Annotated in this window: 20 protein-coding genes and 2 pseudogenes; 3 read left to right on the top strand and 19 right to left on the bottom strand. The window is 27.7% G+C overall.

The window, feature by feature from the left end; all coding sequences use genetic code 11:
• Positions 1 to 31 precede the first annotated feature (31 nt).
• Positions 32 to 1,421: pseudogene (gene pgmL / locus AJN64_RS06340) on the bottom strand (phosphoglucosamine mutase PgmL).
• Positions 1,422 to 1,524: 103 nt separating this feature from the next.
• Here pgmL and fliL point away from each other — a divergent pair.
• Together fliL and acpS are read left to right on the top strand one after the other, a co-directional pair.
• Positions 1,525 to 2,061 (top strand): flagellar basal body-associated protein FliL, encoded by a 537-nt coding sequence (gene fliL / locus AJN64_RS06335; RefSeq protein WP_002780442.1) that lies wholly within the window; start codon positions 1,525 to 1,527, stop codon positions 2,059 to 2,061.
• Positions 2,061 to 2,408 carry a holo-ACP synthase gene (gene acpS / locus AJN64_RS06330; RefSeq protein ID WP_002780441.1) on the top strand — a complete coding sequence of 116 codons (348 nt, stop codon included), beginning with the start codon at positions 2,061 to 2,063 and terminating at the stop codon, positions 2,406 to 2,408. The genes fliL and acpS overlap by 1 nt, the downstream gene beginning before the upstream one ends.
• Here acpS and AJN64_RS06325 read toward each other — a convergent pair whose 3' ends face one another.
• The 15 genes and pseudogenes from AJN64_RS06325 to AJN64_RS06255 form a co-directional block, all read right to left on the bottom strand.
• Positions 2,409 to 2,828: a hypothetical protein gene (locus AJN64_RS06325; protein ID WP_002862076.1), complete on the bottom strand. Its 420-nt coding sequence runs from the start codon at positions 2,826 to 2,828 to the stop codon at positions 2,409 to 2,411. It abuts the gene before it with no gap.
• A complete protein-coding gene (locus AJN64_RS06320; RefSeq protein WP_070292820.1) occupies positions 2,825 to 4,186 on the bottom strand; it encodes a cytochrome P450 in 1,362 nt (453 codons plus the stop codon). Before AJN64_RS06320 ends, AJN64_RS06325 begins: the two co-directional genes overlap by 4 nt.
• The gene (locus AJN64_RS06315; RefSeq protein WP_053872835.1) at positions 4,183 to 5,304 is read right to left on the bottom strand and encodes a hypothetical protein; all 1,122 of its coding nucleotides are present in this window, start codon (positions 5,302 to 5,304) and stop codon (positions 4,183 to 4,185) included. The genes AJN64_RS06320 and AJN64_RS06315 overlap by 4 nt, the downstream gene beginning before the upstream one ends.
• A 72-nt stretch (positions 5,305 to 5,376) precedes the next feature.
• Positions 5,377 to 6,561 (bottom strand): capsule polysaccharide modification protein KpsS, encoded by a 1,185-nt coding sequence (kpsS, locus tag AJN64_RS06310; RefSeq protein WP_053872834.1) that lies wholly within the window; start codon positions 6,559 to 6,561, stop codon positions 5,377 to 5,379.
• Positions 6,558 to 8,627, bottom strand: a complete 2,070-nt coding sequence (locus AJN64_RS06305; protein ID WP_053872833.1) for a capsular polysaccharide biosynthesis protein — start codon at positions 8,625 to 8,627, stop codon at positions 6,558 to 6,560. The genes kpsS and AJN64_RS06305 overlap by 4 nt, the downstream gene beginning before the upstream one ends.
• Entirely contained in the window at positions 8,624 to 9,136 is a 513-nt protein-coding gene (locus AJN64_RS06300) for a cytidine diphosphoramidate kinase (RefSeq protein ID WP_002932548.1), read from the bottom strand. The genes AJN64_RS06305 and AJN64_RS06300 overlap by 4 nt, the downstream gene beginning before the upstream one ends.
• Positions 9,126 to 9,887, bottom strand: a complete 762-nt coding sequence (locus AJN64_RS06295; protein ID WP_053872832.1) for a CTP:phosphoglutamine cytidylyltransferase — start codon at positions 9,885 to 9,887, stop codon at positions 9,126 to 9,128. The genes AJN64_RS06300 and AJN64_RS06295 overlap by 11 nt, the downstream gene beginning before the upstream one ends.
• Position 9,888: 1 nt before the next feature.
• A complete protein-coding gene (locus tag AJN64_RS06290) occupies positions 9,889 to 10,491 on the bottom strand; it encodes a gamma-glutamyl-CDP-amidate hydrolase (RefSeq protein WP_053872831.1) in 603 nt (200 codons plus the stop codon).
• Complete coding sequence (locus AJN64_RS06285; RefSeq protein ID WP_070292819.1) at positions 10,482 to 12,821, bottom strand: PEP-utilizing enzyme; 2,340 nt, start codon at positions 12,819 to 12,821, stop codon at positions 10,482 to 10,484. The genes AJN64_RS06290 and AJN64_RS06285 overlap by 10 nt, the downstream gene beginning before the upstream one ends.
• A 14-nt stretch (positions 12,822 to 12,835) precedes the next feature.
• Positions 12,836 to 13,597 (bottom strand): class I SAM-dependent methyltransferase, encoded by a 762-nt coding sequence (locus AJN64_RS06280; RefSeq protein ID WP_002875996.1) that lies wholly within the window; start codon positions 13,595 to 13,597, stop codon positions 12,836 to 12,838.
• Between the two features lie 51 nt (positions 13,598 to 13,648).
• A pseudogene (locus AJN64_RS06275) lies at positions 13,649 to 14,421 on the bottom strand (class I SAM-dependent methyltransferase).
• 66 nt (positions 14,422 to 14,487) lie between these two features.
• Positions 14,488 to 16,347, bottom strand: a complete 1,860-nt coding sequence (locus AJN64_RS06270; protein ID WP_070292818.1) for a DUF2972 domain-containing protein — start codon at positions 16,345 to 16,347, stop codon at positions 14,488 to 14,490.
• Between the two features lie 43 nt (positions 16,348 to 16,390).
• On the bottom strand, positions 16,391 to 17,113 hold the full coding sequence (locus AJN64_RS06265) for a glycosyltransferase family 2 protein (RefSeq protein WP_002917465.1): 723 nt from the start codon (positions 17,111 to 17,113) through the stop codon (positions 16,391 to 16,393).
• Positions 17,110 to 18,633, bottom strand: coding sequence for a capsular polysaccharide biosynthesis protein (locus AJN64_RS06260; protein ID WP_002917464.1), 1,524 nt, complete (start codon positions 18,631 to 18,633; stop codon positions 17,110 to 17,112). Before AJN64_RS06260 ends, AJN64_RS06265 begins: the two co-directional genes overlap by 4 nt.
• Positions 18,630 to 19,028: an HAD-IIIC family phosphatase gene (locus tag AJN64_RS06255; RefSeq protein ID WP_002917463.1), complete on the bottom strand. Its 399-nt coding sequence runs from the start codon at positions 19,026 to 19,028 to the stop codon at positions 18,630 to 18,632. Before AJN64_RS06255 ends, AJN64_RS06260 begins: the two co-directional genes overlap by 4 nt.
• 118 nt (positions 19,029 to 19,146) lie before the next feature.
• Between AJN64_RS06255 and AJN64_RS06250 the strand changes: the two genes are divergently transcribed.
• Positions 19,147 to 20,355 carry a class I SAM-dependent methyltransferase gene (locus AJN64_RS06250; RefSeq protein ID WP_052800160.1) on the top strand — a complete coding sequence of 403 codons (1,209 nt, stop codon included), beginning with the start codon at positions 19,147 to 19,149 and terminating at the stop codon, positions 20,353 to 20,355.
• Positions 20,356 to 20,380: 25 nt separating this feature from the next.
• On the opposite strand, the gene AJN64_RS06245 is transcribed toward AJN64_RS06250, so the two are convergent.
• The 3 genes from AJN64_RS06245 to AJN64_RS06235 are packed head-to-tail and all read right to left on the bottom strand — an operon-like array spanning position 20,381 to position 24,460.
• Positions 20,381 to 22,303 (bottom strand): hypothetical protein, encoded by a 1,923-nt coding sequence (locus AJN64_RS06245; RefSeq protein WP_052791390.1) that lies wholly within the window; start codon positions 22,301 to 22,303, stop codon positions 20,381 to 20,383.
• On the bottom strand, positions 22,297 to 23,433 hold the full coding sequence (locus tag AJN64_RS06240) for a class I SAM-dependent methyltransferase (RefSeq protein WP_070292817.1): 1,137 nt from the start codon (positions 23,431 to 23,433) through the stop codon (positions 22,297 to 22,299). The genes AJN64_RS06245 and AJN64_RS06240 overlap by 7 nt, the downstream gene beginning before the upstream one ends.
• Positions 23,426 to 24,460, bottom strand: a complete 1,035-nt coding sequence (locus tag AJN64_RS06235; protein WP_002891091.1) for a radical SAM/SPASM domain-containing protein — start codon at positions 24,458 to 24,460, stop codon at positions 23,426 to 23,428. The genes AJN64_RS06240 and AJN64_RS06235 overlap by 8 nt, the downstream gene beginning before the upstream one ends.
• Between the last annotated feature and the right edge of the window lie 188 nt (positions 24,461 to 24,648).

Genomic DNA, 24,648 nt, shown 5'->3' with positions numbered 1-24,648 from the left:
AAATAAATTTAAATCGCGAAATATTATCTCATCAATTCTTAAGCCTAGCTTTTATCTCATTAAACAAACTGAATACCATACTTTCAAGCTCTTTTGCTCTTTCTAAAGAAGTTGCTTCAAAACGTGTGATAAGATAAGGGCTGGTATTAGATGCACGAAGCAAAGCCCATCCATCGCCAAAATCTATCCTAGCTCCATCAATTTCACAAAGACTTTTAACACCTTTTAAAGCTCCTTTTTCGATCTCTTTTTGAAATTCTTCCACAAGTTTAAATTTTTCTTCTTCATTTACAGGAATTTTAATTTCAAGCGTAGTATAAAGTTTTGGTAAAGCTTTAATCATACTTTCTAAATCAAAACCCTTATAAACAAGTTCTAAGGCTCTTAAAAATGCGTAAATTCCATCATCATAACCAAAATATCTATGTTTAAAGAAAATATGTCCGCTCACTTCAGCAGCTAAATCAATATCTTTTTCTTTCATCATTTTTTTGATATTAGAATGTCCTGTTTTTCCCATAAAAATAGTTCCAAATTTAGCCACTTCATCAAAAAGATTTTTAGAACATTTTACCTCACCTAAAATGCGTGGATTAGGAATATTTTTAGCAAACAAATAACAAAGCTCATCCCCACAAAATACATGAGTTTTACTCAAAGCAACCATTCTATCAGCATCCCCATCAAAAGCAAAAGCTAAAGAATAATCTTGATTTTGATTTAAAAACTCTCTAATCGCACTTAAGTTTTCTTCTTCTGTAGGATCTGGAGCATGGTTTGGAAACTGTCCATCAGGCTTTGCAAACATTACATGAGCTTTTAAATTTAAAGCCTTAATTAAAGGCTTTATCACCACTCCAGCCGCACCATTTGTGCAATCAACACCAAATTTATAATTAAAATCCTTTAAAAAGCTAAATTGCTCGCACATAAATTTCACATAAAGGTTTAAAATATCATATTTTTCTACTTCTAAATTTTCTTCAATCTCATCATCTAAATGCTTATAAACTTCTTTTGAAAACTCTTTTAATTCCACGCCAAAAAAACTTTCTTTATTGATAGTGATTTTAAAACCATTATAATCTTTTGGGTTATGAGAGCCTGTTATCATAACATTTGCATCAAATTTCAAGCCCTCATAAAGACTAAAATATCCCAATGGAGTTGGTACAAGCCCTATATCATAGATTTTTATTCCTGCTTTGTTAAGTCCACTCACTAGATAATTAAAAAGTTCATTTGCACTATATCTTGCATCATAGCCCACGCTTACATTTTTACAGCCTTTATTTAGCATGGTTTTTCCCAAGCAAAAACCTATAGCCTTAACACTTTTTTCATTTAGTTCTTTGCCATAAAGCCCTCTTATATCATATTCCCTAAAAATCACATCTAACATTTTTTTCCTTCAAATTCATCTCTTCTTTAACCTAAAATTTATCGTTTTTCTAAAGCAAATTTGGATAGAAAAGAAATTTTTGCTACAATTTTACATTAATTTCACTAAATGAAGGAAAATTTATGGATGAAGAATTAGAAAACGAAGAAACGAAAAAGAAAAAAGGCGGTTCACTTGTAATTATTATTGTTATTTTACTTTTTGTTTTACTTCTTAGTATTATGGGAGTGATTGCTTGGCTTATTTCAAGCAGTTCAAGTGATGAAAGTGAAGTCAAAGAAGCTCCAAAAGAAGAGGCAAAAGCCGATAAACCTAAAGTTTCAGCTCCTGCTCAGCGAGGTAGTGATTTTGCTAATATAGGTCCTATGTATCCACTTGATCCTTTTACCCTAAATTTACTTAGCGATAGCGGCTCAAGATATGTAAAATGCACTATAGAACTAGAACAAAATAGCGAACTTTTAAAACCTGAACTTGATAAAAAAGTCCCAGTCATTCGTGATATTATTATTCGTACATTAACAGCTAAAACTTTTGAAGAAGTAAGTACACAAAAAGGCAAAGAACGTTTAAAAGATGAGCTAGTTGGAAAAATCAATGAAATTTTAACCGATGGCTTTATTAAAAATGTTTATTTTACGGATTTTGTAGTTTCTTAATGCGTGTAGGCTGTGATATCATCGCCATTTCTAGAATAGAAAAAATTCATTCTAGACATGGCAAAAATTTTTTGGATAAATTTCTAAGCCCAAAAGAACAAATACTCATTAAAAATCCAGCAACTCTAGCAGGTCTTTGGGCTGCTAAAGAAGCCGCTAGCAAGGCTTTGGGTGTTGGAATTTGTGAATTATGCAGTTTTTTTGATATTGAAATATCAAAAGATGAAAAAAACGCGCCTAAATTAAAATATTCTCAAAAAATTACAAAAGATTTTAATATCACTCAAACTTCCCTAAGTATTTCTCATGATAATGGTTTTGCTATAGCCATAGTGGCTGTAGTTTGATTATTTTCCTATAGTTTGCTTGTCTAAATTTCTTGAAAGTATGAAATCCACCACAGGTTGTTCTCTTTTGTTTGCTCTTTTACAATGATCTTTTTGAAAAAAATCTGTGATTTTTATAACAATCCTTGCCCATTTTTTGCGATTTCTTTCACGCCACGCATGAGAAGAAACGCTCTCCCAAGCATAGCCATTAAACAAGCTTGCATTTACAAAATGATCTAAGGCTCTAACACCCTGTCTTGCTCGTGCGGTATTAAAAAAAGTTCCTATAATCACGATAAAAAGATATCCTAAAACTGCTAAAGGTACTATCGCACAAAGCAGAATAGTCCCTGCTAATTTTTCTTTTAAGCTTCCTTTTAAGGTGCGTTTTACACGACGACGAAAATTGGCGCGAATTTTAGTTCTAACTCTTTTCATAGCTTTCTTTTGCCAAATTTTATCCTCATACCATTAGCCGAACGCACTGTTAAACGCCCTACTACATCAGGTACAAAACCTTCTTCAAGTTCTAGTTTGTAAGTTTTTAAAATATTAGCCAAAATCAAAATCGCTTCTTGCATAGCAAAACCTTGTCCTATACAAATTCTTTCCCCTACCCCAAAAGGCAAATAAGCATCTTTTTTGTACTCTCCTTCAAAACGAGAAGGATTAAATCCATGCGGATTTGTCCAAAATTCTTCATGTCTGTGTATCAGCCAAGGAGCAATCACCACCCCAGAACCTTTTTTAATAAGCTTATCTCTAACTTGAGTATCTTTTTTTGCCTCTCTTGCAAAAAATCCAACAGGAGGATAAAGTCTTAAAGATTCTTTAAAAATATTTGTTAAGTATTTAAACTGTCTTAGATGCGAAATTTCAATGGCTCCACCCTGTAAAACCTGAGTAATCTCCTCATAAGCTTTTTCTTGCTCCTTAGGATAAAGACTAAGCAAATAAAGCGTCCATGTCAAAGAACTTGCTGTGGTTTCATGTCCTGCTAAAAAAAGCATAGCCACTTGATCTAAAATTTCCTCAAAAGAAAAACGCTTATTCGTATCCGCATCCACTACTAAAAGCAAAGATCCTAAAATATCTTCAAATTCTGCATTATCTGCCATATCATATCTTGGTTTTATGATGTCACTTAAAACCTGTCTGATCACATCTCCAGCCTTAGCACGCTTACGATCTCCTAATACATAAGAAAGCCATTTTGGAAAACGAAACATACGACGCATGGCTGTATGCACACTTTGCTCTTGAAAAGTCACAAAGGCATTTAAGATTTTTCTACCTTTTTCCTCATCGAGTTTTGAAGACATAATGGTGCGAAAAATCACATCAGCGGTAATAAAAGTCATAGCTTCATCTACTTCAATAACAGCATGATTTGGATACTTGCTAAAACGATCCATCATATCTGCCACAGCTTCACTCATAAGATTAAACACTTTATTGATACGAGTCATTTCAAAACTTGGACGCAAAAGCTCTCTTTGCTTTTTCCAAACTTCACCATTTGTAGTAAAAATACTCTCCCCTAAAAGCGGACTTAAAAGCTCATGCAAAAATGCACTTTTAGGAAATTCTCTAACCTCATCAACCATCATTCTTTTAACTTCTTTAGTGTCATTTATAACATAAAGATCAAAATTTGGCATCTTCACATAGCCTGTTTGCATTTTATAACTACGCTCATAAAGCCCATCAAGCCAAGATCTACGCTTTAACAAAAAAGTTAAAAGTGTAGAAGCCTTATTTTTATAAGGTTTTGGAAAAAAGGGACATTCACTCATATTTTTACCTTTTCTTCTAAAAATTTAGGCATTATGATGAAAGAAAAAAAATCATAATCACCTTTAACACTAATACTATAAAGATATAAAAAGTGCGCTTTGTTTTTATCTCTTTTTATTTTTTTATACTCATGTTTTTCATATAAAGTGTGAAATTTAGCACTTAAAAATGGGGGTGTAAATTTAGCATTTACACCACTCGTGCGGAAAAAATCCACTTGAGGAAAACATGCTCCATCAATAATCGATGTGTAATCATACCATTTTAAATCAAACCTTGAAACAAATTCAAGCTGCTTTCTAAATTCATCTGCTTTTTTTTGATAACTCACTAAAGGTATGCATTCTCCTAAAGTAAGAATTTTTAATTTACAAAGTAAAGATAAATCTAAATGTTGTCTTAAAATACACTCCAAAACTTCTATACAAACTATAGTTCCAACACTATGCGCTACTAAAATAAGCTCATAATCTTGTTTGCTTTCGTTTTGTTTTAGCTTATCTACTATAGTATTTGCAAAAAGCTTGATTCTTTCTTGCATAGTACCTATTTTTTTATCTTGCCAAGTAGCACAAAAAGCACAAATTCTTGCTATCCAAAATACAGCTAATTTCTTACCTAATTTAAATAAAAAATGATTTAGCAAAAATCCTAAAAAACATCCTATGATGATAGCTAAAGAAAAATGCATATAATTTTGCAAAAAAGCAAAACTTCCAAAAGCTAAAACCAAAGAAAATAGTAAAGAAAATAACACATAAAAAAAAGGATAATAACCTGTGATAAGTTGATAAATCGACTCTTTACCAAATTTGATAAAAAGTCCTGTGATAGTATAAATTCTAAAAAAACTGTAACAATCTACTAAGGCATCTTTATAATTTTCTGACCAATTTTTCTTAACAATATCATTCCATGTTAAAAAATGATATTTAGTTTGCACTCCCTCGCAAGAAATTTTAAAAAAAGGAAATTGCTCATTTTTTTCAATTTTACTTAAATCAGCTTTAATATTAAAAGTATGAGAATAATCTTTTAGGTTTTTTTTAAATAAATCATAATAAAATCTATAACTTTTAGGATCATATCCTGCTATATAAAATACTTCCCTATCCATACAATAATTTCTTTTTACTTTTAATTATAACAACTTTGCTTTAAAAGCTCTCTTAATCAAAGCTTTTTAGTCTTATTTGTCTAAAAAGAAATTTTTATAAAAATTGCCGTTGAATTGGTTAGTTTGTAAAAGATATTTCTTAAAATTACACACCAAAACAGGATTGGGTTTATAAGCATGAGCTTCACGCCAAAAAAATTGAAGTTTTTTTGGATAAGATAAGCCTTCAAAATCATAAAAAGCATTGCCACAAACCTTAGTCGGACAGCCTTCTAAAATAGCACTAAGGCCTACTGTTGAATTTATAGTAATACAACCTAAAGCCTTTCTTAAAAGAACTGGCAAGTGGGTATCATGAACATATAAAACCCTTCCCTCTACATGATATTTTTGACTTAAATCGTTTATGAGTTTAGAATAATTCTTATAACCCCTATCCATGGGATGGTGTTTAAAAACTAGATAAGATTTAACTCTTGCATGATTTGCAAAAGAAAGTATGGTTTCCTCTATAAAGTGCTCTATGCTTTTTTTGTAATGATATTTAATTTGCGTATCGCTATAAACTTGTAAAATCGCCAAAAAGTACTTTTTTTCTAAATTATAAATCTTTTCATTTAGTTTTTTTTCTGTAATCTTATAAAGATACTTTCTATACAATGATCTAAACCAAAATAAAAATTCAAAAGGATATAAAGTACGATGATGAAGTTTGTTGTTAAAAAATGGAGCCAAAATAAAAGCAAACAACCAATACAAAAAAGCATCAAAAGCCATAAATTTAAATCCACCTGGAATTTCTTTTATGCTTTCTTTGGTAAAAATATTTTGAGAAAGATAAAAATTTTTATCACGCGGTAAAGAAGAATTTGCATTCACCCCATCTTTTTCCAAAGTAATACAATAAGGCCTTAAATATCCTTCTTCAAAAATCCATATTTCAATTCCTAATTCTTTAGCCACTTTAATAGCCTTAGCATGAATAATACGACAATCATTATACATTAAAATAGCATCGATTTTTTTGCTTTGAAAAAAATCTCTATAGAAATTTTCAAGATCTTTTTCATCGCACTTACACCTCGTTCCACTAGGATAGAAAAAAAAATCTCCACCGTTAAAATTGAGTTTAAAAACTTTGGTTTGTTTTTTTTTCATTTTTATTGCAAGATGATGAAAAAAATTTCCCACAGGCCCTTGCAAGAGTAAAACATTTTTACCGCTAAATTCTTTTTTAATTTTAGTGTTAAATCTCATTTCTTTGCTAAAAATTCATAAAATCTTCTTATTTTTCTAAGCATAAAAGTTTTAAAATCTATTGCCAATTTTATATATTTTTTTGAAAAATAAGCTTTTTGTAAATTTAGCATTATATCTAAACAAACTTCAATTTCACATAAAGTTTTTGTTTTAGGATTTATATATCTTGGATATGTGATCAAAGCACCTGCTACAAGCTCCTCTAGACTTAGTTTTCTTGTTCTTCTTTTGCATTTATGTTTATCTTTTGTTAAACCCCAGCCCGCATAAAAAGGCATACCATAAGTAAAAACTTTTTTAGCTCTTAAAAGAGCATCAAAACCACTTGTAGAAGTAATGGTGTGAATTTCATCAGCAATTTTTATAGCACTATCAATACTGCAATCTTTTACAATCTCATCACAAAATTCCAAGATGCGTGTTTCATCTTTTAAACCCACACGGTTGCCACTTAACACATCAGGATGGGGTTTAAAGATGATATAAGCATCTTGATTTTTAGAACGCACCTCCTTAAGCAAATCAAGAGTAGATAAACCAAACCCCCCTAAAATCATCGAAGCATCATCTTCAACTTGAGCAGGGATTAAAATAATCTTTTGTCCTATTTTGGCATTGATCTTTAAATTTTCATGCTTTAAGCCATTATATTTTGAAAAGCGGTTCTCAAGTAAGATTTTTATAATATTTTTTGCCCTATTTAGCATATTTTCATCAAAAATTTCATTTTGCAAAAGCTCTTCTAATTTGCTTGCTTTATTTGAATCTATGTAAAGTCCTTTATCATCAACGATTAAAGAAAAAGGGCGCGTAAGATCAGAACCTAGTGAAATTGAGCGGATAAAACCATCTTCCACTAAAGAAATTTTAGGAGTAAAATGAAGCAAATTCTCATCTTGTGCTTTTTTTATAAGAGTAGTTTTAAGAGTATTATAATCTATCCTTTTACCCCAAATGAAAAATTTATCATTTTCTTTTAATTGTATATTCTTTAAACAATCTAAGAAATCTAGAAATATGATTTCATTGTTTTTAGCTATAAAAAAAGGTTTTACAAATTTCCTTTTCCATTTTGAAAATCCAAAGAAAAAAAGTCTATTAGAATTTGCCTTTTCTATATCTTTATATTTTGCTAAAGTTTGAATAGTATCAAAAATATTACTTTTTTGATTTAAATAAGGATTAAAATACTCAGTATAAAGTATATAAGCAGCATAGAAAACTTCTTCTAAGTTTCTTTTTCGTATCCTTCTTTTACACTCTAATTTATCTTTTGTTAGACCCCAGCCCGCATAAAAAGGCATGCCATAACAAATACACTCACATTCTTGCATCAAAGCTTCAAAACCCATACCAGAAGTTTTGGTATAAACCTTATCAAAAAACTCAAGCAAGGCTATGGGATTAAAATTTTCAGTGATTAAAATACATTCTTTAGGTAAGGAATTTAAATCTAAATCACTTTGTTTTTTACCACTTAAAACATCTGGATGGGTTTTTATATAAATTTTAGATTTAGGATTTTCTTTTATGGCATCTTTTATCATATCAAGAGTTTTAAAATCTTTAGCAAGCCCAAATTCAAGAGAGGCATCATTGGCCGTTTGGGTGATAATTAAAACCCTTTTTTCATCTTTTTGAAAATAATCATCTGGGATATCAAGATTGTTATTATACTTGCTAATTTTATATTTTTTAATAAGCTCTATAGCTTTTTTAGCTTGCTTGATTTCTTCATCTTTAAATTCATAAGTATTTAAAAGATTTTCAAGCTTTGAAGGCATTGTTGCATCATAATAAATGCCTATATCATCTTTAACCATAGAAAAACTTGGGCTATTTTCAACCCCTAAGTTTAATGAGCGGATAAATCCATCTTCTAAAAGTATGAATTTAGTCTTATATTTTTTAGCAAAATTCATAGCTTTTAAACCTGATTTTTTGCGTCCCCAGCCAAAGAAAAGGTCATCTTTGTTGATTTTTAAATTTTTCTTATATAAAGAAATGATATAAAAATTTCTAACATTAGCGATAAGTTTTTTTGATGTTGAGTAATACTTCACAATGCCAATTTCTTTATTATAAGTTCAACTTTTTCTTCTAAATTATTTCGACAAGAATTATTGATCACTAAATCAGCCCCTGGTTTATCAAATTCTATATCAACACCAACTACATTATCAATTTCTTTATTTAAAGCCTTAGTATAAAGCCCTTTTTGATCTCTTTGCATTAATTCATGCATATCGCATTCTATATAAATTTCATAATAATTTTTTAATTGCTTTCTATTGTAATCATAAATCTCATTAAACATTGAAATCGTAGTGACAATAACTATCATACCTTGATCGTTTAAAAATTTTGCAAATTTAGCTCTTTTCAAAGCCATATCTATGCGACCTTGTCTATCGTATGCATAATGTCCTAATATTTCTCTTAACTCATCTCCATCGAGATAAATAAGGTTTTTATATTTTAGCTTTAATTTTTCATACAAAGCTTGACCTATAGTTGTTTTTCCGCTTCCAGCTAAACCAGTAAGCCAAATAATATAAGGACTATTTATCAATTTGCACCTCTAAATCACTCATAAAATCAATTTCACACCAATTGCCATCAATTTCCACTGCTTTTGCGTTGTTGTATTTTTCAATTAAAACCTGCAAAAAACTTGTCATATACATATTTTCAAAATTTTTATTATCATATAAAATATCTCGGTCGAGCATTTCATAAAAAGCAATAACTTCAGAAAGAAATTGATAAGAAAATTTAAAAAGTCCTATATATTGAGCTTCTATCTCATCATAGGCATTAGCTTTTTTTCCAAGTTCTATAATATAACCATTTGTCATCTTTAATGTTTCAGCATCTTCTAAAGGATTTGTAAAGCGTTTGCTCCAAAGCTTACACCAAGACTTATCAACTACTATAGCAAGTTCTTCTTTGGCATTTATAAGCTTTTGCACGCAATCTTGAAAATAAACAATATCCGCATAAGAAATAATCAAATCTTGTTTTTCTTCGATGCATTTTAACATAAAATCTTTAGCGCAAAAAAAAGTATGAACCATATTGGTTTTATCATATTTTGAATTAATAAAAAAATGCTCAATATCATATTTATTAAGATAATTTTTTAGCACATCGTTTAAATATCCACCCACAACAGCTATTTCGTTTATACCTGCTGATTTTAAAGCTTCGATTTCATAATCTATTATTTTTTTATTCTTATACTCAACCATACACTTTGGTTGATCTTTTGTTAAAGGCATCAGCCTTGATCCAAAACCTGCTGCTAAGATAATTGCATTCATATTATTCCTTGATTAAACTAAACCACTCTTTTAAAATTTGAATATTATTAAGTCCATTTTCTCTTTCAATATGCCACATTATACCAAAAATATTTTCATATTTATGTTTAAAAGCTTCTATAGTATTATCTTTTGCTAAGCAAAGTTCTACAAGATCTTCACCTAATTTTTCAATAGCAAAATTATGAAAAGAATTACTTATAAATTTTTCTTTTGAGAAAAATATTTTATGTTTGCCTATATGATTTTCACAAGGACTTATATGGCTGTTAAAATAATGAGCTATCATCTGAGCTCCTCTGCAAATTCCTAAAAGTGGTATTTTTTCTTTTAAACAAATTTCTATAACTTGCTTTTCGTATAAATCTCTCTTTTTAGATAAAACATTAGGACTATAAAAACTTAAATCATTGCCACCGCTTAATATCACAGCTTTTATTAGATGTTTATAATGAGAAAAATCTATTTCATAGCTAAGAGGAAGAGGAGTAAAATTTTTAAATAAATCTTTATTAAATAATTTTCCCCAATCCAAAGCCAAACATTCTCTTTCTTCATGATAACTTTCGTTGCAAATAAGCCTTTGAGTAATACCTATAAACAAAATATTTGCTCACTTTCACATTCTATATTTATTTTTTTAGCTTTTAAATATTTTTCAAAATTTTCTTCTCCAACTCCTATAACAGCAGGCATTCCAAGTTCTGAGGCACGAATGGCCATATGTGAATTAGCACCCCCATAACATGTAATAAGTCCTGCTATATTTTTTGTAAATAAATAATCATATCCAGGATCTGCTGCATAAATTAAAACAATCTTTCCTTCTAAATCTTTATCATTTTCCTTCGCCGTAAATGCAGTAATGCTCTTTTGTGTAATAAAATTTGGAATAATACTATGATTATAAAAAGAAAAAATTTCATCGGCATTGCAAAGCAAAGAAGGAAGTTTTATAGCTTGTGTAAGTTCATATTGTTTTTTATTGCGATTAATTTCTTCCATAAACTGCTCTTTTGGATTTATAGAATAAAGACTAGAATAAAGATTTAAAATGCTTTTTATATCAAGATGAGCCAAATCTTCTTTTTCAATACCATAATATTTGCCTAATTCTTCTATATAAACTATAGCCTTAGAAAGCAATCTAGTGAATTCAAATTTAACAAGCTCTCTACCCTCGATAGCCTGCTTTAAAAAATCAAAAAATTCACAAGCATTAATCTCTAGTCCATGTTCTCTAAGTAAAGCATTTAAAGCTTTTATCTTTTCTTCTGAAAAAACAAAAGCTTTATCTTGTAAATAAACTTTACTATCTTTTTGATCCACATCAAAATAAAGTTCAAAATCTTCATCATATCTTGGAGATAAAATATTATAAGTTCCTGCTCTTAAGTGTCCAAAATCTTTCAAAAATTGATCCTTGTTGTGAAAGTTAAGATGGTTTGTTTGTTTGCTTAAATTTTTACTCACTGTATTGAGTGAATTTAAAAAATCATCTTTTTCCTCTTTAGTTATAAAATCAATCTCAACTAAAGAATTTAAAAGTTGCATTGCTACAAATGCAGCCCTAGCCACTCCCGCAAAAGGCAAGGTTCCATAACGCTTGCATTCTTCAATAAGCCAATAAATTTTATCAATTAAAGAAAAATTAGAATTAATAATGCCATCATATCTTTCTTTTAGCTTATAAGCTTTTTGTATGTCTTTTAAATAAAGCCCTGATCTAGGATTAATAATCTTATTTGTAAGTTCTAATAATGAAAATTCTAATCTTTTGATTTCATTTTCATTAAAACCATGATTTAAAAGTTCTTCTAATTTTTTAGAACTATTAAAGTCATAACAAGAATAAACAATATTAAATTCAATCTTATCGTGCAATTCATGATTTTTATTAAGCTTATCTAAGTAAAAATTGACAAGTTTTTGCGCGATATTTTCATCTAATTTTTTTGGTATAAAAGAATTAAAAGATAATCTTACATCTACATAAGGAATGCCTAAAAAAGAATGGATTAAAGGATGGGATCTTAAATCTCTATAACCATAATTATCTCTTTGATACGCCCAGATATTATCCGTAATGATTTCTTTATATAAACTAAAAGCTAAACGCTTAGGTCTTAACCCTATGATTTCAGCTGGATTCCAATCAGGCATTACCCCAAAAATGGCTTTATCTCCCAAAACTCTAGATCTTGATTCTTTTAAAGACTCAAAACGTTTATAAAATCTATATAAAGCTTCTTTTGGTAAAGAGTGAAATAAATTATTTTTTTCATGCATAACCAAAGGACGCACTTGCAAGCAAAAAAGTTCTTCCTCATCATCTTGAATAGCAAATGCAAATTCAACATCTAAAAAACAACAGTTATATAAAACTTCTAATTCTTTTATAAGTTCTATAATTTTTTGAAGTCTAATATCTTTAAATTCTAAATAATCTCTGTAATGATAGTAAGTTTTTGCACTCTTACTACTTCCATCTGTAATAGAGCTATTTGAACCATTTTCATCATATTGAAGACAAAAATAAGGGGAAAAATTATCCTTATCAACACTAAAACCAACACCGCAAAGAGTAATGTTTTCAAGCATAGGTTGAACTAAAATTTCATCGCTTTTTGATGGCATAGAATTGGCAACTTCATATAAAGCTTTTAATAATTCATCTTTAGAATCAGCTTTAATATTTGCCAAAGAAAGAAAAGCACCTGCATTGGAGTTTTTCATACTATCTTCACTTAAAGAAGAACTTCTTATAATGAGTCTATTAGCCTTTAAAGTTTGAATATCCTGTAAAACTTTATCTTCATTTGATATTAATTCTTCAAGCGAAGTTAAAACCAAAGGTAGAACTTTTGCTTTTTTTAATTTTGTTTGTAAATTTTTTAAATTTTGCGCTTTGGTTTTAAATTTTAACTCCGCCATGTTTTTCCTTAGTTTTATATTTTTTTAGCACTCCAACAACGAGTGGTATATTTTATGCTAAATTCCTTAGGAAGTCTTTGTGAAATTTTATCACTAATTTTATTAAAAAGTTCATTTCCTTCATCAGTCTCCAAATCCCAGTAAGGATTTTTAACACTTTTCCATGCATTAATATAATTTTCAATGCTTTGATGAAAATAAAAATCCTCTTCAATATAAACAATATTATCAAAAAGATCCTTTCGACTCTCTATAATTGGTCTTTGATCTTCTCTTCTTGTTCCCCTTGTATAATTTGGTACAAATTCTACAATAGTATCTTCAGCTATTTTTTGTACAGGATCGTTTAAATCCCTGTGATTCCACATACAAGAAAAATATCCCTCTGATTTTAATAAGCGATGTGCTTCCTCTAAGGCTTCATTTCTATCCATTACATTAAAACTACTACCAAAAGTCACCCAATCAAATTCACTATTTTGGAGTGTTGAGTTTAAGCCTGTTGCTCTAACCCAGTCAATCTTTTGATCCTTGGTTCTTTCTATCCCGATCTCACGCATCGCATCATTTGGTTCTACAGATACCACCTTACATCCTCTTTCTAAAAGCATAATGCTTAAATTTCCAGTTCCTGCACCGATATCAGCAACTTTAATATCTTTTTTTCCAACTAAACTAATAAGCATATCTATAGTTTTTGGAGCATAATTTGGTCTATAGCTATAAAATTTAGCATGCTTGGTATAATCCCACACTTGTTCTACTAGTTTTTGCATTTTATTTCCTTTTTTCATCTTTGACAAGCTTGATGAAAAAAAGGAGGTATTTTATGCTTTTCTAGCTGTCCATGCTCTTATTTTATAAGGAATCTCTATACTTTGCATATGAGAAATTTTAGCTTCTATCATCTCTAAAATTTCCTTCCATCTTTTTTCACCTGCTTGTGCTTGTATATCATTTACAGAATGCCAAGCTCCAAGATAACGCTCTTTATCCCAAAACTCTTTATAGTCACACTCCATAAAAAAGCAGTCTGTGAAATCTCCTGTTGAAACAAGAATTTCTTCCCATTTTTTAACATTTTGAGTGCCACTGCTTACACGAGCAAGATCTGGAACAATATGTTTAATCTCCTTTTCAATTTCATCAAAAACCGAACCCTCTACAATGTGGCGAGGATTCCAAATCGCAGTAAAATACCCCCCCCTGTCAATATACGATTAAATTCTGGGAGAGATTTTTTAGGATCTGTCCAATGGAAAGAACTAGCCATGATGACCCAATCAGCTTGACTATTGCTCATGCAGGTTTCTTCGCCACTCCCTTTATGCCAAGAAATATTTGATAAATTTTGTGTAAATTTTTGCCCTTCTTCGCGCATATTATCGTTTGGTTCCACAGCACTAATTTGGCATCCAAACATTTCTCCCAACATCTTAGTAAGTTTTCCAGTTCCAGCTCCTACTTCAACAATATTTAAATCTTTAAAATTTTTATTTTTATCATTGATACAAGCTACAAGTTTTTCAAGTAAAAATGGACTATAAGCAGGCCTATTATGATAATGCTTTGCAACCTCTGTAAAATCCCCTTGTTTCATATTGATTCCTTTCTCTAATTTTAAACACAATTATATCTTTTTTTTATTAATTTACAAATCTTTCTCCTAAATATTACCATCCAACTCCTTGCACATTTTTTCAAATTCTTGATAGTATTTCCAAGAAGCTACTATATCCGGACGATGTTGTTTAATATGAACAAGTTCTTTATCTAATTTGTTCTTGTATTTCATTAAAATATCAGGATTTATTCTCATAAAATTTAAAATTTCGCATTCATTAATTATTTTTTTTCTTTCTTCTTTATAAAACTCCTCTAAATTAAATATGAATTTTTTAAAATAATTTATTACTTTAATATTTATGTCTTGGTTGCAATGTAAATATTTAACATTATTTTTGCTTAAATATATATTAACTCCAATATCTTGCAATAAAAATGGACTATCTATAAAATATTTCGTATAATCCAAATATTCATCTGAAGATAATTTATATTTTGTAACTTCAAATTCTATTCTATTTCCTTCATACTCCATATAAAATGTCTTTGGAAAAAACAAATAATCAACATGATTATCAGACGAATTTAACTTTGAACTAAACAAAACAGAAGACTCTGGCGGATTAAAATGAAGTATTTGAGACAACCGAGTTAAAGTTTTGAAAGAATTTTCAGGCATGATATCAATCATATCTAAATAATATATTTTCTTAATTACATTTTGCAATTCTTTAATTTTAATATTTAGAATATAAAAATTTCCATATTTATCATCTGCATATTCTTTAACGGTATTCAAGGTTGGCTTACCATTCTCATCTGGATATGCGTAAGGGACTTGAATATTAAAAATTTTCTCTATAGGATAATTATCTATATCTATATAATTACAAATTTTATCTTTAGGATGTTTTAAATTTCCATAATGATTTACAATAGGTCTTAAAACTGATATGGGATCTCTCATAACACAAATTGCAGGAATTTTCTTTTGAATCAAATTATAAAACTTAATTCCAAAATTGAAACTATACTTATTTAAACATCCAGCAAGAATAATTGCATTATAAGCCTTTGAGTTCACAAGCATACGATAAGAATCTATATACTGAAATAACGGATCTCCCCAATGTCTATTAACATTAATGTCACATAACCTTAAGTATCTTGTCATAGCAGTTGTTCCAGCACCATGAACCAACAAAAACACAAATTCATAATTATCAGGTAAAGGTAGATTCATTTCCCAAGCAAGTTCAGCTGATATGTTTTTATAGTTTATTTTTTCTTTTTCATCATTTAGTTTTTTAGGATCAAATAATGAAGGGTAAGGATGGTTTTCTTTTTTATATTTTTCATTAAAATCATTTGATAATAGCCATTCTTCTATAAGATCAAAATTTTGTATAAAATAATTAAAATTATAGAAAATATTATCAAGTATAGGTTGATAATCTTGATGAATTTTTAATATATTTTGTATTCTTGAAAATTCTTTTAAAAAGAGTTGTTTATTTTTAGAAATTACTTTAACGATATTTGGACTTAATTTCGCAAAATCATTAAAAATTTCTTTAAATATTTTAAATTCTCTATTGGCTTTTTTAATATTTTTAGCTAATTTAAACATACTTCCTTTATGTAAATTTTGAAAAGTTTGTATAAGAACTTCACCAAGCATATAAGATAAATGAAATTTATATTTTAAAGCCTGCTCATAATCGCTGCATGTTTCTAAATTTGGATATTTGAGTTGAGGAAAAACTTGTATGGTTTGTTGATAAATTTTTTGTTCTTTTTTGTGTTGTTTGTTTATTTGATAAAGTTTTTTAAATAATGCTATATACCCCCCCCCATATTTATAATTATTTCTTTGATGACTAAAGTCAATCATAACTTTGCCTAATTTATAAGCTAAATGATTTTTTATTCTTTCTATGGCTGAGTTTGGGTTATGCATAAGGGGCATCCTTTAAATAAAGTCAAATGGTAAAATGTTAATTTTATATTGAAATTAATCTTTCGTAATCTTCTGGAGTTCCGCAAAATATAATTTCATCTAATGAAATTTTATGATATTTTATATGTAAGCCTTTTTTTATAAGATAATTATACATAGGAGCTATATACAATTCTCCCTTGCTGAAATCATTTTCAGCCTTCATTCTATCAAAAATTTCTTTAAAATCTTTTATTTTTTTAAAATAATAAAGTCCGCTGCTGCAAAGATTTGAAATTCTTTCTTTCTCAGCAGTTTTAATCACATTGTCATTTTCATCAGCTAAAACAAAACTCCATTGTTCTCCATCTGCCTCAAATACCTCTAAATAGCCATCAATTTTACAAAAATCTAGAATAGTAGGTAAAGAAAAATTTGGCCTAAAGGTATCGATGTTAAAAATTAAAACACTCTCATCATCTTTAATATTTGCCCTTTCTAATCCAAGTCTTACTGTATGGGCTTGACCTAAAGTTTCTTGTTCTAATCTTACACTTTCGTAAGATTTTATTCCTAGTTTTTTACATTCTTCTTTTATAAAATTGCTAGTATTCTCAATATCTCTATATATAAAAAGAAATTTAAAGTCTTTAAAATATTTTTTAAAACTATTTACGGCATGAAAAAAAACACTATTTCCTTTTAAATCAAGCATATATTTAGGTTTATCATAGCCAGCCTTTGTAAAACGACTACTAAGTCCTGCCATAGGAAAGATTATAATCATTTACTCTCCTTAAAAAAATTATCATAAAGCATAAAAGTATTTGCCAAAAAAGCCATTTGTTTTTCTTTAAAATCATTATGCAAAGGTAACATAGATAAAAACAAATGCAAAGTCAAAGCTTTAATATTATCATCTATATCAAACACATCTAAAAATTCTTTTTGAATATCCAAAATATTTTTATCTTCTTCTATAAAAAACTCTATATTATCGTTATTAACTTTACACTCAAAAAATCCTGCAATAATAAAATCATAAAGCCCAAAAACAGAATGAACTAATTTTGCAAAATCATATTTTTTATCTCCATAAGGGGTAATTTTTCCATTAAAATCAAACCCTCTTGGATCAAAGGTTTTTATGGCACCAGCTCTAAAATCATACATAATATTTGAAAAACAAAAATCTCCATGTATTAATGAAAATTCATCAATATCGTTCATATAAAAATCAAGCTTATCTACTAAAGTCAAAATACTTGGATAAGATTTTGAATTGATAACAATATTTTTGTGCAAATCAATTCCACTTTGCATGCTAAATTCTTGCAATCTTTTTAAAGTTTTTTCCTTACAATTAAAATTTATATCTTTATCATTGCTTTTAAAAGAATGCAACTTATCTAAAAATTCTTTTAAAGACTTAAATATTCTTTTCCAAACATAACTAGGTAATTTTCCAAAAACATACAATTCTGCTAAAGTATTATTGCAAATATATTCTATTTCATAACTATCCTCATAAGTTATAACTTTAGGGGTATAGATAAATAGTTCTTTGGGCAAATTATCAAACCAATTAATCTCTGCTTTTATTTTTTCTTGCCAAGAAGAAGACTTTTTTATATAGCCATTTGAAATATCTATATTGTTAAAATTTCTTTGTGTGCTTACAGCTTTTTTAGAGTGGAAATAACTTGTTATAAGACCAAAATCAAGCCAAGTATCATTTTTTATAATATCAAAAGCATAAGCTTTAGAATAAGATTTTATACCGTCTACAAAAGAATAACTACTTTCAACTATACATTTTATCAAAAACTGAGGATGAGAAAAACTATAAGCTCCTGCTAAAATCAAATCATCTTCTATTGTTTTTAACGGTGTATGAAATTCATTATCCAAATAAGCCCAATCATAATTTTCCTTAACTTTTGCAACCTGTAAAGAATTTTCTTTGAATGCAAGTTCTTTGAAAAAAGTATCCCCGTGTAAAATATAAAGTTTTTCATCAAAAGCACAACAAACATTTAAACAATAAACCACAGATTCACCTAAAGATAAATTATTTGGCACAAATAAAATTTCAACATTAAGTTCTTTTAATTTTTTCTCATCAAATTTACTTAACTTAAAATCGCTGGGTAAAGATAAAAAAACTTTTTGATTACAATTTTTAAAAAGCTCTATTTGATATTCATACAATCTTTTATTACCAAGCGGTAAAAAAGATGGAGGAATTTTTCCAAATTCTAAAGTAAAATCAGAAGATGAATATTTCGCAGAAGTTATGAGTATCATTTATTACCGCCATCTTTATGAGGATTTTCTTTTTTTAAAAGTTCTTTAATTTGCTCATAATTTAAACTTATAAATTCGGACGGACGAATGGCTTTATCATCAACATAAAATCCTTCATACCCACACCAAGGTTTACCTATGATTATTTCATCATACGGTACATCATGTTTTTTAAGCCAAGAAATAATGATAGGCAAAGTATGAAATTTAATTTTTTCAAGATCGCCATTAAATGTACGCATGTTACGACTTGTGAAAATATTGATTTTAAAGCCTTGTTTTTTATACTCTTTTAAAGTTTGAATTAAATCAAAATTTGGCTTTTTATCAATATAATCAACATTCTCTTCATCAATTGTTAAAGTTCCATCCAAATCAATAAGTAGAGTTTTCATGATTTTACACTTAGTTTTTTATAATTTCATATTTATTTTCTATACAAAAAGAACAATATTAACATATTTTATATAATATATGGAAAAATCTAAAAGAATTTTATAAAAAAGGAAAATTATGCACTGTCCATTATGTCAAAACAAAAACAATCAAAAAGAACTTTTTAAGACTTTAAATGCTTTTACTTCAACTGTAAAGTTTGATACTAAACAATTTATTAACAACCTTGATGATAGCAATAGTAGCTGCGGGGGGGGGTATTGTAAAGGTAACAATATTATAACTCTAGTGCAATGTCAAAATTGTGGCTATGTATTTAATTCTACATTTGACTTAAATAAAATCTCACAAGAATATCAAAACAAAACCTACCTTTCTAGAAAAATAGTATCAAAAGCTATGAATAATACGACAAAATTAATCAAAGAAAATTTGTTAAAATATATCGACAAAAACAGTACTTGCTTAGAAATCGCTCCAGGAAGCGGAGATATGGTAAATGCTCTCATACATGATATAAAATTTATGTACACCATTGACCCATCTTTAATTTCTTTAGAAATGGAAAATATAAATAATCTTAAACATATACAAGGGTTTTTTAATTTTAATACATTAAAAACAACATTAAAAGATAAAATTGATTTAATAATTTTTAGACATTTATTAGAACATATTAATACTCCATTTCATTTCTTAAGCGATGTTGCAAAACTACTGAAAAATGATGGATTAGTATATATAGAAATTCCAAATTTTTCAAAATCGGTTCAATACTCTAGGTTTTATGATATTTATAATGATCATTGTGGATACTACTCAAAAAACACAATTATTAATGTGATGTTAAAACTTAATTTTACTTTACTAGAAGATATAATTTTACATAATGGCGATATATTAGGCTTAATTTTTAAAAAAGAGTTATCTAAACCACAAAATACCATATATCCAATAGAATTATTTGATAATACTGCCGAGAAATTTAGTTTAAACATTCAAAAATTAAATAATTTATTAAATAACCATAACTCTATAGGAATCTATGGAGCTGGTTCTCAAGGTTGCTCTTTGCCTTGCTATATCAATCAAGCAAATTGTATTAAAATTAAAAAATGTTTTGATCTTGATGCAAGAAAACATGGGATGTATTTGCAAAATTCTTCAATTATCATTCAAGAACCAAATATAGAAAATTTTAAAGACCTTAAAGCCATTATCATAGCAGCGCCTTTATATGAAGAAGAAATTATAAAATCTTTGAGAAAAAAAGGATATAAAGGAGATATTATTACCATGGAAAAAGAAATTTTTATTATAAAATAAAAAATACTCGAACTAAAAAGAACGCCTAATCCAATTTCCTCTTCAATCTAGGCACATCTTTGAATATAAATTTGATATACCCACCTTTATACCAATTTTTGCTTGCTTTAATAAAAGCTTCACCTAATTTATATGAAAAATAATTCTTAATTTTTAATGCCTCTTCATAATCAGAACAATCTTCCAAAGGAGGTAAAACTAACTCTGGATTTATTTTTCTTCTTTGAATATAATCAAGCTGTTCTTTTTGATGCTTGTATCGTATATAGAATAAGACAAAAGGCATTTTTATATATCCCCATATACTTTTTGAATTATCTATTATGGCTTGACCTAATTTATATGCTAAGTGATTTTGTATTTTTGTTTTTGCTAAATTACTGTGATTTTTAGAAATTATTTTATATTTCTTAGCAATTAAATCAAAAAAATCAATAATTTTACCAATCTGAACTTCATTAAATATCTTATTTTTTTTAATATGCCAAATATCTTTATTTAGTTCATTCTTTACATCTGGAAAACTTATATTATCAAATAAAAAATTATTAAGATATGAAAATTTTATATTCATTTTCACTACTCTTAGTTTTAAAAAATCTACCCATTGGCTTAAAAAATAATGCGATAAAAATCCATTTCCTGGACTCATACAAGTTTGCGGAAAATTTTTAAGAAATGTATTAAAATAAGGATTTTCTTTATTTTCTTTAGCATATGCCCAAGTTTTCATATAAATTTCCATTGCATTTCTTCTACCTATTTGCAAACTTCCATCTAGACCACAAAAATACCTTGCATCATAGATATCATTTAACTCTAATAAATGCAAGTCTTCAATTTTTATATCATTCTTTTCTATAACATAATCAGGTCTAACACGTATAATAAAATCATATTTAAAATTATTTTGCTTTTCATATTCTTCCATACTTTTATAAACTTGGTAGATTCCATAATATATTTTAGAATCATTTTTTAATTCCCCTAAACGATTAACAACTTTAGAATATGATTCTAAAGTCACTTTTTTTATTTTATTATTTAAAATCAATATATCTTTAATAGAAATTGTTTTATTCAATTCTTTTGAAATTACATTAAAAACATTCGGAAATTTCTTAGAAAAATCGATATTAGACATTATGAGTTCAGGAGGACATCTATGAAGCATAGGATGAAAAAATCTTCTAATCCATCCTATACCATTTCCACCAGAACCTGGCCATAGATTTTCCATATTCCAAGAGTATATAAAAACATCAATATTGCCAAGATGAGAGAAAGAATCAATTAACGCTTTAATACTATCACGCCAACCAGGTCTTAACTGCCCATTTAGACATAAAGCTATCCTACTTCCTGAATAAGATTTTTTTTGATAAAAATATTCTCCTGCAATAACTCTTAATTTATCATAATACAATCTTCCACCTAAAGTATTTAAAAAATTACTGTATATAATTTCTAGCATAATAAAATAAATTCCATCTCTAAAAAAAATATTACTTGAATTGATGTAAAAAAAATCTATTGAATTTTTTAAAAAAAAAGACTGTAAGATTAAATCTTGAGAATTTCTTACTTCATTTAAAATTTTTAAAAATAGTTGGCAATCTTCATAATTTATAATATCTAAACGAGAAGATAAAAATCCTATATATGAAGTCTTATATTTACCAGATAAGAAATTCTCATTTATAGACTTTTGCTTTAAACATAAAGACATAAAATCATATAAGTCTTTAGAATCAATACCTAAAAATAATGATAATTTATTAATATAATCAAAATTTTGTAATAAAAAATCATATTTCCCTAATTTATATACTAAAAGTAAATATTCATCAGATAAATTTTCTTTATTTAAAAATTTGTCAATAAATTCATAACTCCAATTATCTATAGCTTTTTTAACTAAACTGTCCACATTATTTATATTTAACATTTTATAATCTCTACATTACTATTAATGTTTCTTATAATATCCTTTTCTATCTCATCATTATAAATACCAGCATTTAAAATAACTAAACAATTATCATTATGTTTTAAATTTTTTGGACATTCAACCATAAAGCTAGTACCATATAGTCTTTTTCCTTGTTTATTTAAGTCATTGTCTAAAATATTCACAATTTTATTGGTTTTTAACCCTTTAAAAATTAGGTACTGGGAGAATAAATGCGCCCCAAAAAGATAGACTTTTTTAGTAGTATTTTCTAGAACTTTATTTAACTCAACAATTTTTTCTCGATAATATTCTTTCATATCCAAAAATAATTTTTTATTTTCTTCGTACTGATTTTTCAAAGTTGCTTTCTCATTATTAATACTTTCATCTTTACAAATACAATAAAAAATACTATGTTCCTTAAAATATTTTTTATCAAGAATTTTAAATTTGTATTTATGCAACAAAAATTCTAAAACACATTCACTTAGAAGTATAGTATGCTCAAAATTAAAACAATTGGAAAATTTATTTCTAAGCCATTTTTGCATATTTGGTAAAGAAAATATCATTTTATCACCATTTGCTAAAATAAAAGAAATTTCTTCTAAAAATTTACATGGATCATAAATATGTTCAAAGGTATGACTATGAACAATAGTATCAAATTTTTTATTATTAAAAATTTCCTTACAAAAAAATCCATCTATATAGTCAACATTTTCATATTTATTTTTAGAATTTGGTTCAACTATAGTCCAATTTAAATCCAATAAATTTAAGCAATTCTGTGAAAGCTTTCCATGTCCTCCGCCTATTTCTAAAATACTTTTAGGATTATTTTCTACAATAAAATCTGCGAATTTTTTATGATGTTCTTCCCAAAGTTCTCCAATCGTTCCAGAATTATGTCCATTTTTATACAATAATTCTAGTGGAATAAGATTTTTAAGTTGAATTACGCCATATTTTGAAATAGCCCATTCTTGTTCACAAATCAAATCATCTTTCAAATCAGTTTCAACACAGCCGCAAAATAAAGGAAATGTATCTTTAGATAAAAACTCTAATTCTGTATTGCTAATAACACATTTTTTTCGCGAAATATATTTTATACTATTCATATAATGCACCTTCTATGCATTTTTTACAAATAGGATTCTTGGCATAATCGCATTTTTTATGCAATTCTCTTAATTGTTTTATTTTAGCATGACTCCAAAAATATTTTAAGATATTCCCATCTTCTATCTGATTTTCTCTTAAAAAATCATAAATATTCCCCAATGGCATCTCTTCACCATAAAAATTACAACAAGGGAGAACTTTCCCTTCTGCTGTAAATACTAATAATTTATATGGCTGAGAACATTGAAATTTCTTTTTTCTTTCAGTTGTCCTACTAAATAATTCTTGTGTACTTTTTGGCGGCTTAACCATTTCTTGAACACCTATCATATCTACTTTATTTTTCCAAAAATCAATAAAATTATCTAATTCATGTTCATTAATTTCTGTACGAACAAAGTTTACCCTTACTAGAGGAGTTAAACTTTTCATCTCTTTTTTTAACTCCACTAAAGTTAAAATATTAGAAAGAACTTGATTATAATTTCCACCAGGTCTAATTTTTTTGTAAAGTTTTTCAGAGTTTGCATCAATAGAAATTTGAATTCTATCTAGACCCACTGCTATAAGAGACTTTATTCTTTCCTTGTTAAGAAGCATACCATTTGTTGAAAAATAAATATCTTGAACACCTTTGTTTTTTGCATAAAAAATAAAATCCTCCAAATCATCTCTTAAAAGTGGCTCGTTTAAATAGTTTAATCTTACAGCCTCTAGTCCGTATTTTACTCCTTCGTCAATAATTTTACAAAATAATTCAAACGGAAATTTATATTGTTTTTTTTCACTATTTAACTCGACAGATAATGGGCACATTGGACATCTAAGATTACAAGTAGCATTAAGTTCAAAATCAATCTGAATAGGAAAATTTTGAATTATCTCTAATCTGGAAAGTTTCTCATATCTTTCTCTATAATCGTTCCATTTCCTTTCATTTTTAATTTTACAAAGATCATTTATTTTTTCACTCCCAACAATTCCTGTAAATGAAGTTATATTTCTTTTTAATTCGCTAGTCATAATTATCTCCCTTTGTTAAGATATCATCTTGATTTATAAACATTTTAACAAATTTTACATTAAGAAATCTATTATTACGATTTCTTAATGTTTTGCGAAGATTTGAAATTTTTATTTCATCCCTTCTTCCTAAACTCCCTCTTCAACCTAGGAACATCTTTGAATATAAATTTGATATACCCCCCCCC

This window comes from Campylobacter sp. BCW_4332 (assembly GCF_001763175.1).
Lineage (GTDB): Bacteria > Campylobacterota > Campylobacteria > Campylobacterales > Campylobacteraceae > Campylobacter_D > Campylobacter_D jejuni.
Note: the sequence above shows the minus strand (reverse complement) of the source record. Positions and strands in the feature narration are given on the sequence as shown.